We start from the raw sequence: 12,715 nt of genomic DNA on the forward strand, positions 1-12,715 counted from the left end.
CCTCAATCGCCGGTTGGCGAAAATTCACCAATCTGTCGCAATTTAGGTGGATCAGATCCCAAGCCGGTCGCGCAGCGCGAACCACGTCATGGCCAGCACAAGCAGCGGATTGCGCAGGGCAGGGCCGCCGGGGAAAGACAGCGCGGGCACCCGTGCCATCGTGTCAAACCCTTCGGCCTGACCCTGAATGGCCATCGCCATGAGTTGCCCGGCATGGGTCGCAGTGCCGACACCGTGACCGGAATATCCCGAAGCCGAAAGGATATTGGGTGCGACACGGGCCAAATACGGCATCCGCCGCATGGTGATGGCCAGCGTTCCACCCCACGCATAGTCGATTTTCGCGTCCTGCAGATGCGGGAAAATCTCGGTCATGGGTTTGCGGACCTTGGCGGCGACATCCGATGGAAAGCGGTAGCCATAGCTTTCACCGCCTCCGAACAAGAGGCGACCATCAGCACTGAGACGAAAGTAGTTCACTACGAATTTTGTATCTGCGACTGCCACATCCCGGGTCAAAACCCTCGCGGCGTCCTTTCCAAGGGGTTCGGTGGCCGCGATGAAATTATTGATGGGCATGACCCTGGCGGCGACGGAACGATTAAGATTGCCCAGGTACCCGTTGCAGGCCAGAATGACGTGCTCGGCCCGAACATTGCCGTGTGCAGTTCGGATCACCGCAGGCTGGGTTTCGTCAATCCCCATAACCTCGGTGCTTTCAAAGATACGAACACCCGCTTTGGCCGCGGCTTGCGCCAATCCCAACGCAAAGTTCAAAGGGTGCAGATGTGCCGCACCCATGTCCAGATACCCGCCCTTGTAAGCGGGTGATGGGCAAAGCGCGTGACCTGCGTTTTCGTCCAACAATTCGATCTGGTCATATCCGTACCGCTCAGAAAGATGGCCAGCGTGGTCATGCAGTTCTTTCTGCTCAGATCTGCTCAGGCCCAGGACGGCGACCCCGGGTTTCAGGTCACACGCGATCTGGTGTCTGGCGATCAGGGATTTGACCAGATCCTTGGCGTCTTCGGCCAAATCCCACAGCTTGGCGGCGTCAGCATCGCCAACAAGACGTTCGAGGTCTTCCTGATCCATCCGCTGCGCGCTGCCCAATTGGCCGCCGTTTCGGCCTGACGCGCCAAAGCCGACACGGTGGGCTTCAAGCAGCACGACGTCGAACCCGGCTTCGGCCAGATGGAGAGCCGCGGACAGCCCCGTATAACCGCCACCGACTACACACACATCCGCTTTGGTGTCTTCTGACAACGCAGGAAAGCGATTCATTGGATTTGCTGTCGCAGCATACCAGCTGTCCGGGTACTCACCCTTGCAGTCATTGGAATAGAGCAGGTTCACGGAAGGTCTCAGACGTTGATCAGCAGGTGTTCACGTTCCCAAGGAGAGATGACCTGCAGGAACTCTTCGTATTCGGCCCGTTTGACGATGCCGTAAACGCGGGCGAATTCGGGGCCCAGAACCTCGTGCAGGGCAGTGGCCTCGTCAAACAGATCCAGCGCTTCTCCCATGACCTGTGGGATATCTCCTTCGCCTTCATAAGCGTCGCCATAGAACTGACGACGCGGGCGCTCTTGCTGAACTAACCCCAGATAACCGCAGGCCAGCGACAGAGCGATGCCCAGATACGGGTTGCAGTCCATCCCGGCGATGCGGTTCTCAACACGGCGCGCTTCCGGGCCCGACAGGGGCACACGGATGCCGGTGGTACGGTTGTCCCGTGCCCATTCCAGATTTATCGGTGCCGCGTGATCTTTCACATAGCGCCGGTAGGAGTTAACGTAAGGTGCCATCACCGCCAGACCGGCGGGCAGATGGTTCTGCAACCCGGCGATGAAGTGATAAAAGGCGTCGGTCTCGCCACCCTGTGGTCCGGAAAAGATGTTCTGCCCGGTTTCCATGTCGATGATCGAGTGATGGATGTGCATGGCCGAACCCGGTTCTTCCTCGATCGGTTTCGCCATGAAAGTGGCGAAACAATTGTGCCGCAGCGCGGCCTCACGGATCAGACGTTTGAAATAAAAGACTTCGTCAGCGAGTTTTACCGGGTTGCCATGGCGCAGATTGATTTCCAACTGCCCGGCACCGCCTTCTTGCGTGATGCCGTCGATCTCGAACCCCTGATGTTCGGCGAAATCATAGATGTCGTCGATCACCGGGCCGAACTCGTCCACCGCCGTCATGGAATAGGCTTGCCGTGCGGCGGCGGGGCGACCTGAGCGCCCAATCATTGGCTTGATCCCTTGTGCCGGATCGACATTAGGAGCAACAAGAAAGAATTCCATCTCGGGCGCTACAACCGGTTTCCAGCCTTTGTCGTGGTAAAGCTGAACAACACGTTTCAGCACGTTGCGCGGGCTGTATGGGATCGGTTCACCATCCCGGTTGTAGGCGTCGTGGATCACCTGCAGCGTCCAGTCGCCGGTCCAGGGTGCGGCGGTGGTTGTCGAGAAATCGGGTTTCAGGATCATGTCCTTTTCGATGAACCCGTCATCACCGGCAGCTTCGCCCCAGCCCCCTGTGATGGTCTGGTAGAAGATGCTGTCGGGCAGGTGGAAATAGGATTGCTTTGCGAATTTTGATGCAGGCACCGCCTTGCCGCGCGCAATACCCGGCAGGTCTGAAATGATGCATTCAACTTCGTCCAGTCTCTGTCCATGGAAATACGCCTTGGCGGCTTCCGGCAGTTTATCAGTCCAATCAGCCATCAGGCTCTCTCTTTCTTTAGAAAATCGGCCATGTGGCGCGCGATTTTGGCGTTGTCGTCCGGCTCGGTTTCGCGATTTGCGGCTTCGCGCATCAGATCCTCCGGGACGACGCCCTTGCCCCGTGTCCGCATCAGGCCTGCCACGAAACCGTTGGTGAATTCCGGGTGGGCCTGAACCGTCCAGATTGTGTCCCCATAAGCCAGCATCGCGTTTTCGCAGAAGGCATTCCGGCCCAGAACCCGCGCCTCTTTTGGCAATTCAACAACCTGATCCTGATGCCAGGCATTCAGCCATAATTTGTTGCCGTCATACTCGTATTCAGTACGACCTACAGCCCAACCTCCAGCGAACTTCTCGACCTTGCCACCCAGTGCCTGAGCAATGATCTGATGGCCAAAGCAAACGCCGACCAGCGGTTTTCCGCTTTGTTGGATCTCGCGCACCAACGCTTCCAACGGCGCAATCCAGGGCAGGTCTTCGTAAACCCCGTGACGAGACCCGGTAATGACCCATCCATCCGCATCATCTGCGCTATCCGGGAAGGTGCCGTCCACGACGGCAAAGGTCACGAACTCGAACCCATTGCCAGCCAACAGCGTGGGGAAAAGCTCGTCATAATCCCCGAATTCATCCTGCAGCACTTCGGGGGTGTGGCCGGTTTGTAGAATACCGATTTTCATGTGTCACCAAATTTGATCAAATTAATCCTAACCGAGACTGAGTTAAGCGGCAAGGGGGTCAAACCGCCTCGAGATAGCTCAGCCAGTGATCCTCGGGTGGGATGCTCGCAAATCGGGTGATCTCTTGCCGCTTGGTCATGGTCAGATAGCGGATCAGGTCTGCGGGGAACAGACGCGGCACCAATGGATCAGAGGCGAACCTGTCAATCGCACTCGACCAATCCGGCATCAGCTGAGGCAGGTCTGCAATGTCATAGGCGTTCCCCGTGATCGGGGCGGGTGGGGTCAAACCGTCTTCGATGCCAACAAGTGCGGCGCCCAGAACCGCGGATAGCATCAGATACGGGTTTATGTCCCCGCCGGCGACGCGGTGTTCGATGCGCCGTGCAGCCGGGGGGCCGCCCGGGATGCGAATAGCTGCGGTTCGATTTTCATAGGCCCAGCAGGCCCCCGTGGGCGCATGTGCCCCTGGTATGAGCCGTGTGTAGGAATTCCCGTGCGGCGCAAATATCAGCGTACTGCCCGGCATGGCCGCGACACAGCCAGCGACGGCAGACCGCAAAATCTCAGTGCCTTCCGGCCCGTTGTTGTCGAACACATTGTGCCCGTTCTGGTCCACTACCGAGAAATGCACATGCATTCCGTTGCCGGCGTCATCAGTATAAGGCTTGGACATGAAGGTTGCCGCAAATCCGTGCTTGCGCGCCAATCCACGCGTCAATGCCTTGAAAAGCCACGTATCATCGGCACAGCGCATGGCGTCCTGATGGTTCAGGTTGATCTCGAACTGGCCGATGCCGCTTTCCGAGATGGCCGTCTGCGCGGGGATGCCCATTTCGGCGCAGCCGTCGTACAGTTCGGTGAAGAACGCTTCGAACGCGTCCATTTCAGCAACCGACAGAACCGCCTCATCGGTAAGGCGCCGCCCGGTGATCGGATTCACTGGCGGTTGCGGTTGCGCGCCAGACGCATCAACCAGTGTGAACTCCAACTCCGTCGCGGCAACAACGGACCAGCCGCGTTGTGCATAGCGGTCGAGTATGGCGGAAAGAGCATGCCGCGGGTCGCCCGGGAACGGTACGCCGTCATCATCATACAGGCTCATTGGCACCAGCGCCGTTTCCGTATCCAGCCAGGGCACGGGGACCGGGCCGCGTTCGGTCGGGCGCAGCACTCCATCTGCGTCGCCGGTTTCAAAGACCAGCGGGCTACCGTCGATGTCTGCGCCCCACAGATCAACGTTCAGTGCCGAGAATGGCATTCGTACAGCTCCCTTCTCCAGTTTGTCCGCATAGACGGGGGGCACGCGTTTGCCGCGCATCTGACCATTCAGATCACATGCGGCAACGCGGAAATTGTGCAGGGCGCTCAGGTCCATTGGGGGCTCCGTCGGTGAAACTCCCCAGTGATTTACTTCAATGGATCTGCTTTGTCATCAAATTTGATCAAATTTTGGCTTTGGTGTTCATGGAACTCCCCGCGCCGGTTTTGACCGGCGCGGGGAGGTGCTTTTAGGTGAAGCTTACGCCATGCGCTTCCATGGGCAATTGCGCCACATGCACACCTGACAGGGCATTGATCGCATTGGCCAATGCAGGCGCTGACGGTGGCGTGCCGGGTTCTCCTACGCCGGTTGGCGCTTCGGCTGATGGCACGATATGTACGTCAATTGCGGTAATATCCCCAATACGCAGCGGTTCGTAATCCGGGAAGTTGTATTGATCCACAGCACCGCTGGTCAGAGTGATCTGGTCACGCATCACGTGGCCAATGCCATAGCCGATGCCGCCTTCCATCTGGGCGCGCACAACATCCGGGTTCACGGCAATGCCGCAATCCACGGCACAGGTGACCTTTTCAATCTTGATGCCACTTTCCGGATTGCCCGAGACTTCGACCACTTCAGCCGCGTAAGACCCAAAGGACTTGTGAACAGCGATCCCCTGTGACCGACCTTCTGGCGCATTGCCCCAGTTTGCCTTTTCGGCCGCCAGTTTTAAAACAGCTGCCTTTCGCTGCTGGTCCGGGTTGTCGTCGCCGGACAGATGGGCCAGGCGGAACTCGACCGGATCGCGCCTTGCCGCTTGGGCCACGAGATCCATCATGGTTTCCATCGTATAGGCCGTGTGAGTGTGTCCGACAGAGCGCCACCATAGTACCGAGGTTGCCTTGGGCGTATCTGTTAAACCCAGCGCCATTCCCGGAATCTGGTAGGGGCTGTCTGCGATACCTTCGATAGAGCTGTGGTCGACCCCGTCATGCACCGCGAAGGCCTCGAAGGCCGTGCCTTTCATGATTGATTGGCCAGCTACCTGATGCTGCCATCCGACGATTTTGCCATCGGCATCCAGGCCAACCCGGACCTTGTGGCCAAAGGCGGGGCGGTAATACCCGCTGCGGATATCGTCTTCGCGCGTCCAGACCAGTTTCACCGGGCGCGAGCGGTCAGTGACGACAAAAGCCAGAGCTGCCTCGACCTGATAATCCGCATCCGGAGTTGCGCGGCGACCAAAGGAGCCACCCGCCAGCATGGTCTTGATGTGGATCTTCTCAGCGGGCAGGCCAAAGATCTGCTGGTAGGCCATATGTGGCCCTGTCGGCATTTGCGCCCCGTCATGCAGAACGATGTCACCATCGGCTGTTTGCTCGATCGTGCAGTTCAGTGGCTCCATTGGAGCATGGGCCAGCAGTGGGAAGTAGAACGTTTTTTCAACGACCTTGTCCGCACCGTCGATGGCGGCTGCCACAGCTTCAAAATCTGCCTTGTTCACGTTATACGTGGGCTCAGCCTCCAGCGCGGCCATGATCTCGGCCTTGATCTGGTCCGAGTCACGGGTTTCTGCGCCGGACATGTCCCACTCGACCTCAAGCGCATCGCGTGCTTGAATCGCAGCCCAGGTGTTCTCGGCATAAACCGCGACACCGGCCTGATTGGGCAGGACGGCTGCATTGATATACCCTTTGACCTCTTTCGATGCGCTGTCATCAAAACCCAGGGCGATGCCGCCCTTCGCTTCCGGGCGTTTGATCATGGCGACCATCTGGTTGGGCAGGTGAACGTCCATCGCGTACATCGCCTGCCCGTTGCCCTTGATTGCCGAATCCTTGCGGCGCACCGTTTCATTTCCGATCAGGCGGAATTCGGACGGGTCTTTCAGGCGCGGCTCTGCCGGAGCGTCCAGTTGCGACGCAGCAGACACGAACTCAGCGATCGGAGCCGACTTGTCGCCCGCCTTGACGATGCCGTCTTCGATGGTGATGGCGGATGCATCCACGCCCCAGCTCTGCGCAGCGGCGTTGATCAGCATTTCGCGCGCAGTAGCACCGGCCTGACGATATTGCAGCCACGAATTCGCCATCGCGGTCGAACCGCCGGTGCCTTGGAATGGACCAAACAGCAGATTGTTGTAGACGTTCGGATCCGAGGGGGCGAACTCGTATTCGATCTGGTCCATGGTCAGGCCGATTTCTTCGGCAATCAGCGTCGGCAGGCCGGTCGCTGGGCCCTGACCTTTTTCAAAGTGCTTGACGATGGCGGTCACGGTGCCATCCGCATCGATTTTCACGAACGGGTTGAGCTGGGCGGTCTCGGACGAGGCCGCGGCCAGTGCTCCGTCTGGACGGGTGCCGACCAGCAGGACGGCACCGGCAGCGGCGGCACTTTTCAGAAAACCACGGCGTGAGGTGTTGATGGTCATGGATCAGGCCTCCAGAATTTCGGACGCGCGCTGGATACCGGCGCGGATGCGTTGATAGGTGGCGCAGCGGCAGGCATTGCCGGACATGTACTCGTCAATCTCCTGAGCCGACGGTTTCGGGTTCTCGGACAACAGCCCGACAGCCGACATCACCTGACCCGACTGGCAGTAGCCGCACTGGACGACATCCAGCTCGACCCAGGCCTGTTGTATGGCAGCACCGATCTTGTCGTCACCGACAGCTTCGATGGTCGTGACTTCGGCACCTTCGACGTCTTCAATGAAAGTCTGGCACGAACGGACGGGTTCACCGTTCAGATGCACCGTGCAGGCCCCGCAGGACGCAACGCCGCAGCCGAATTTTGTGCCGGTCAGTTTCAATTCGTCTCGGATCACCCAGAGAAGAGGCGTTCCGGGTTCGGCATCAACCTCGTGGGTTTTGCCGTTCAGGTTCAATGTAAGAGCCATGATGAGGGGGTCTCCTGTTGGTGCTGGTTTCCGCACTTGGTAAACTCGCGGGTTTACTCATGGCATATTGTTTTGCCTCTGTAAACTCCTGCGTTTACCTAGTGTTTGACCAAGGCGCGTCAACAGGTCTATAGCTCTGACATGAACGAATGCAGCGCACAGAATGCGTCCAAGCGCGCACAGATCATCGAAGCTGCCGTGGCCGAGTTCCAGGAAAAGGGATTTGCCGCGGCCAGTATGGACCGCATTTCAGCAAGGGCCGAAGTGTCCAAGCGTACGTTGTACAAGTACTTTGAAAGTAAAGAGAACCTGTTCCGCTCCATCGTGGTCGAATTGTCCAGTCGCTTTGCTGAAGTGCTGGAAATCCGGTATGAAAAAGGTCGTGACATTCGTACGCAACTGACCGAACTGGCCTGGGCCGAGGGACGTATTCTGATGCGGCCCGATGTTATCGCGATGGCCCGGATGGTGATCAGCGAAACTTTGCGCAACCCGACGCTTGCGGCGGAAGCTCAGGGCAAGCTGGACAAGACGGCGACATTCATTGCCATGCTCAAGGATGCGGCAGAGGATGGGCAGCTTCGGATCGATGACCCGGAACGGGCCGGGCGCGAATTCATTGGCCTGATCAAGGCACGCGCCTTCTGGCCGCTGCTGTTTACGGGCGGGGCGCTCAGCGAACCCGAGATGACGGAAACGATCGAAAGCAGTGTCCAGATGGTGATGAGCCGATATGGTGTCTGATCGGAAACGGCTGAATCCTCAGGGTCGCCGTCGGGACGCCGCCAGAGGAATGTGTTAGGGCTTTTTGACTTGATTCGGATGGGCAAGACCACTGACGGGCAATCGGATTTCGGAGCATAGCAGGATGGAGGCGTTGCTGTGACAGGCAAGGCAACACAGGCAGCGCGTGTGAGCGTGGCGCCGATGATGGATTGGACAGATCGCCACTGTCGCTATTTTCATCGGCTGCTCAGCGCGGAAACGTTGCTGTATACCGAGATGGTAACGGCACCGGCGCTCGTGCGTGGCGGGGCGGTGCATCTGTTGGACCATTCTCCTGAAGAACACCCGGTTGCTTTGCAACTCGGCGGCTCTGACCCGGAAGAATTGGCGCAGGCCGCGCGTTTGGGGGCTGAGGCCGGGTATGATGAGATCAATCTGAACTGCGGCTGCCCGTCGGACCGGGTTCAATCCGGCACTTTCGGTGCGGTTTTGATGAAAGACCCAGCCCGCGTTGCCGACTGTGTAACTGCCATGCGCGAAGCGGTGAACGTGGATGTCACCGTTAAATGCCGCATCGGCGTGGATGACCAGGAGCCGGAAGAGGTATTGCCCGCGTTTCTTGAGCACATCAGCGCGGCAGGTTGCCAAAGGGTGACAATCCATGCCCGCAAGGCGTGGCTGCAAGGGCTGAGCCCCAAGGAAAACCGGGATATCCCACCTTTGAACTATGACCTTGTGCATCGGATGAAGGATGAGTTTTCGGATCTTCACATATCGATCAATGGCGGCATCAACACGCTGGACGAGGCAGCCGCACATCTGGAAGCCGGTCTGGATGGGGTGATGATCGGCCGAGCCGCGTACCATCAGCCGGGCGATGTCCTGTCGGATGCTGACCTACGCATCTTTGGTACCGGAACAACGCGTGATCCGTTCGCGATCGTTCAACACATGGTGCCTTATGTGGAACGGCATCTTGCGGGCGGCGGGCGTTTGCACCAGATCACGCGTCATATGTTGGGCCTTTTCGCAGGTCGTCCCGGAGCCCGCGCATGGCGGCGCGCCTTGTCGGAAGGGGCTGTGCGGGATGGGGCCGGACCCGAAGTGATGCTGCGGGCGCTGGATCATGTGGTGCCCATGGCAGAAGTTTAAGCGGCAGGGGGAACGATGCCCGAGACGATGTTGCTGGCCCAGATGCTGGGCCTTTTGCTTGTGATCGGAGCGCTGGCCGGCGTACTTGCCGGATTGCTGGGGGTTGGCGGTGGAATTGTTTTGGTGCCCGCCTTTTTCTACGCGTTTCAAACTCTGGGATATGGCGGTCCGCAGTTGATGCAACTGTGTCTGGCCACGTCGCTGGCAACGATAATCGTGACATCGGTCCGATCCGTTCTTGCGCACAATAAGAAGGGTGCGGTGGATTGGGATATCCTGCGCGGTTGGGGGCCGGGTATCGTCGTCGGGGCGATCATCGGGGTTCTGGTTGCTTCGGCTCTGCGCACCGAGGCCTTGCAAGCGCTGTTCGGCATACTGGGAATGGTGATCGGAGCTTACCTTGGGCTGGGACGTTCGGACTGGCGGCTAGGGGATGTCATGCCCGGCGGAATAACGCGGGCCATTCTGTCTCCCGCGGTCGGGTTTCTTTCCGTTCTGATGGGGATAGGCGGTGGTAGTTTTGGTGTGCCGCTGATGAGTCTTTACAACACGCCGATCCACCGTGCCGTGGCAACCGCGGCCGGATTTGGTGTGATCATTGCCGTGCCCTCGGTCATCGGGTTTTTGTTCCTGGATATTGCACCGGAACATCGGCCACCGCTGACCATTGGGGCGGTCAATCTTGTGGCTTTCGGTATTGTCGTGGCAATGACGATGATCACCGCGCCTTGGGGGGTGAAGCTGGCCCATGCGATGGACCCGAAACCTTTGAAGCGCGTATTCGCTGTGTTCCTTACACTGGTGGCGCTCAATATGCTTCGCAAGGCAATAGGTTTGTGACCGACTTCCGCGTCAAGGGCTGGGTGAAATTTCCATATGATCGGGTGCTTGCAGCTTGGGTGGGTCATGCGCTGCCCGCCGCACGGGCCTCGATAACGGATCCGTCCCATGCTGACTGGCTTGACTGCGAAGGGACGTGGTTCATTGGTGTCGACGCGTTGCCCAATGACGCGCAGGGCAGGGTAGGCCGATCGGGGCCTCTGGCCGGAACCGCCATGTCATTCATTGCAGAGCGTTTTGGGGAATTGCCGCTTCACAAGGGGCAAGTCTCGGTCATGTATCCGGGATATCCACGTCCGCGTCGGGGGGAAAACGAGGCCGCCGCGCGGTATCGCAAAAACCGGGACGCGGCCCATGTGGACGGCCTGCGCCCGATGGGGCCGGATCGTCGCCGCCGCGTGGATGAGCCGCATGCCTGGATTTTGGGTATACCGCTGACCAAGGCCAGCCGGAATGCGTCGCCCATGGTGTTGTGGGAAGGCAGCCATCATATCCTGGGTACGGCGTTCAGGCGCGCTCTTGCGGGGAAGCCACAAGAGCGCCTGCATGAAGTCGATATTACGGATATCTACCAATCCGCCCGTCGCGAGGTGTTCGAAACCTGTCCGCGAATCGAATTGCCAGCCAAACCGGGCGAGGCTTACGTGCTGCACCGCCACTGTCTGCACGGGGTTGCCTCTTGGGCAGACACGGCAAACGCAGGGCCGGATGGACGGATGATCGCCTATTTCCGCCCGGAATGTGTCGGGGGTGTAGCCGAATGGATCGAATCCCCTTAACCTCCTGTCATTGTTTGGCTTTGGAGGTTTTGACCGATGATTACGGTCCATACGAATTCTGATGGTGCTTTGATAGAAGTCGAGTTGTCGGGGCAAGTCACCAGCGCCGACTACGCGGATGTCTTGGTTCCTGCGATCGAAGCAGCGCTGACCGAACACGACTCGGTTCGGCTTTTGGCCATCGTGCAGCCGGAGTTCAAGGGGTATGATTTGGGTGCGGCATGGTCTGACACCAAGCTGGGGCTCAGTCACTGGCGGGGGTTCGACCGGATTGCGGTTGTTGCCGATCAGGGCTGGGTGCAAACCAGCATCCGACTGGCGGCCCCGATCCTGCCGTGTCCCGTTCAGGTATTCGAATTGGCCGAGCTTGAGGCCGCGCGCCGCTGGATGCGCGAGTCGCTGGGATCCATTCACGTGACGGATCTGGAGGGCCCATGCGTGCAGATCAGCCTTTTGGGAAAGCTGGACCCGGAGGAATACAAGCAGGCAGAGCGCGACCTGAACGCTTTGTTGCATGATCGATCCGGGTTTCGCTTGTTGATTGACCTAAGGGAATTTGATGGCTGGCAGGGGTTGTCGGCTCTTGCAGCGCATTTTCGTCTGGCCAGCCGACATATCGGGCAACTGGACCGCGCAGCCATCGTTGGGGACAAAAGCTGGCAGCACATGGCGCAACGCGTAGCCAGTCATGTGTTGGGCACACGGACTCAGTTCTTTCCGTCCGAGGATATCGAAAATGCCAAAACCTGGTTGGCCGCCGGATAAGGAACTTCGATATACCCTCACGTGTTTTGACTGATTCAACTGCCAGCAGGCGGCCCCTGTGTTGTGTCCGCAGGTCAGGGCAAAGCGCCGTTGAGCGCGAGGAGACCAAATCTGATTGGCTTTTTCCGCCGTTCCACGCTTTCCACAGGTCTTGACACCGTTCCGGACAAAAGTTGTGACGTAAGGGAACTGGTGGGTTTTTTCGTGGAATATCTGACGTTAACGTCAAACCAGACCAAAAACCGTGTGTTTTCCCCCTAATATTGACCGGAAGTGCCCTTACCTACGCCGTGTCGCTGCGGGCCTCCACTCACGTTGAACAGATGCGTTCATGAGCTGGCCCCTCTTGGAGCTCGACCTCGGCCCGCGGCGGCACAGTTATTGGAAGCGGGAAGTTTGCGATGACATTTAAGTTGTTGATGGAAAGATTTACTGCACGAAAGACGCCTTCATTCGAGGTGGTCAAGACCTGCAAGAAACATGTCCAACGTGCACGAGAAGAATCCGAGACTGCAAAAACGAGTAGATCCGAAATTGTAGCTCTGTTCGAGACAGAGCTGCGCGGGCAAGACACGAACAGGCCGGCCCACGACAAATCCAATGACCACAGGGATACGTCCCCAAAGCAGACTGGCTGACTTCAGGAGCCGTTTATGCGCGCTGCACGCCCGCCACGGCGTTTGCTGAGGCGCGGCTTTCTGGTTGGCAGGTTTTCCATGATTTCGGCGCGTTCGCTGCTGTCCATCTTGGACCAGCGGGTGATTTCATCAATCGTGCGATAACAGCCGGTACAGATACGTTCCGTGGGGTGAACGACACAGATCTGGACACAAGGGCTTTCGACCTCATTCCTTTTCCAAACCATATTCGTCATCACTGGTCTC

Annotated in this window: 12 protein-coding genes; 5 read left to right on the forward strand and 7 right to left on the reverse strand. The window is 58.5% G+C overall.

Annotated elements, in window-relative coordinates; translation table 11 throughout:
- Window positions 1-51: 51 nt before the first annotated feature.
- The 6 genes from AC2FFA_RS03770 to AC2FFA_RS03795 all read right to left on the reverse strand — a co-directional run bounded on the left by AC2FFA_RS03770 (window position 52) and on the right by AC2FFA_RS03795 (window position 7,569).
- Window positions 52-1,356: an NAD(P)/FAD-dependent oxidoreductase gene (locus AC2FFA_RS03770; RefSeq protein ID WP_496850041.1), complete on the reverse strand. Its 1,305-nt coding sequence runs from the start codon at window positions 1,354-1,356 to the stop codon at window positions 52-54.
- Window positions 1,357-1,364: 8 nt separating this feature from the next.
- Window positions 1,365-2,723 carry a glutamine synthetase family protein gene (locus AC2FFA_RS03775; protein WP_117868539.1) on the reverse strand — a complete coding sequence of 453 codons (1,359 nt, stop codon included), beginning with the start codon at window positions 2,721-2,723 and terminating at the stop codon, window positions 1,365-1,367.
- A complete protein-coding gene (locus tag AC2FFA_RS03780; protein WP_496850043.1) occupies window positions 2,723-3,403 on the reverse strand; it encodes a type 1 glutamine amidotransferase in 681 nt (226 codons plus the stop codon). Before AC2FFA_RS03780 ends, AC2FFA_RS03775 begins: the two co-directional genes overlap by 1 nt.
- Before the next feature lie 58 nt (window positions 3,404-3,461).
- Window positions 3,462-4,781, reverse strand: a complete 1,320-nt coding sequence (locus AC2FFA_RS03785) for a glutamine synthetase family protein (RefSeq protein WP_496850045.1) — start codon at window positions 4,779-4,781, stop codon at window positions 3,462-3,464.
- A 133-nt stretch (window positions 4,782-4,914) separates the two neighbouring features.
- Entirely contained in the window at window positions 4,915-7,101 is a 2,187-nt protein-coding gene (locus AC2FFA_RS03790) for a xanthine dehydrogenase family protein molybdopterin-binding subunit (protein ID WP_496850047.1), read from the reverse strand.
- Between the two features lie 3 nt (window positions 7,102-7,104).
- On the reverse strand, window positions 7,105-7,569 hold the full coding sequence (locus tag AC2FFA_RS03795) for a (2Fe-2S)-binding protein (protein ID WP_117868543.1): 465 nt from the start codon (window positions 7,567-7,569) through the stop codon (window positions 7,105-7,107).
- Between the two features lie 141 nt (window positions 7,570-7,710).
- Here AC2FFA_RS03795 and AC2FFA_RS03800 point away from each other — a divergent pair, with 141 nt between their 5' ends.
- From AC2FFA_RS03800 to AC2FFA_RS03820, 5 genes are all read left to right on the forward strand, one after another.
- Window positions 7,711-8,313 (forward strand): TetR/AcrR family transcriptional regulator, encoded by a 603-nt coding sequence (locus tag AC2FFA_RS03800; protein ID WP_299635928.1) that lies wholly within the window; start codon window positions 7,711-7,713, stop codon window positions 8,311-8,313.
- 138 nt (window positions 8,314-8,451) lie between these two features.
- Complete coding sequence (dusA, locus tag AC2FFA_RS03805; RefSeq protein ID WP_496850049.1) at window positions 8,452-9,447, forward strand: tRNA dihydrouridine(20/20a) synthase DusA; 996 nt, start codon at window positions 8,452-8,454, stop codon at window positions 9,445-9,447.
- 15 nt (window positions 9,448-9,462) lie between these two features.
- Window positions 9,463-10,287 carry a sulfite exporter TauE/SafE family protein gene (locus AC2FFA_RS03810; RefSeq protein ID WP_299894303.1) on the forward strand — a complete coding sequence of 275 codons (825 nt, stop codon included), beginning with the start codon at window positions 9,463-9,465 and terminating at the stop codon, window positions 10,285-10,287.
- Window positions 10,284-11,066 (forward strand): hypothetical protein, encoded by a 783-nt coding sequence (locus AC2FFA_RS03815; protein ID WP_496850051.1) that lies wholly within the window; start codon window positions 10,284-10,286, stop codon window positions 11,064-11,066. The genes AC2FFA_RS03810 and AC2FFA_RS03815 overlap by 4 nt, the downstream gene beginning before the upstream one ends.
- Before the next feature lie 36 nt (window positions 11,067-11,102).
- On the forward strand, window positions 11,103-11,831 hold the full coding sequence (locus AC2FFA_RS03820; protein WP_117868547.1) for a SpoIIAA family protein: 729 nt from the start codon (window positions 11,103-11,105) through the stop codon (window positions 11,829-11,831).
- 640 nt (window positions 11,832-12,471) lie between these two features.
- On the opposite strand, the gene AC2FFA_RS03825 is transcribed toward AC2FFA_RS03820, so the two are convergent.
- Window positions 12,472-12,705 (reverse strand): DUF1289 domain-containing protein, encoded by a 234-nt coding sequence (locus AC2FFA_RS03825; protein ID WP_117868549.1) that lies wholly within the window; start codon window positions 12,703-12,705, stop codon window positions 12,472-12,474.
- Window positions 12,706-12,715: the final 10 nt, after the last annotated feature.

Source organism: Ruegeria sp. YTSB088 (assembly GCF_059609825.1).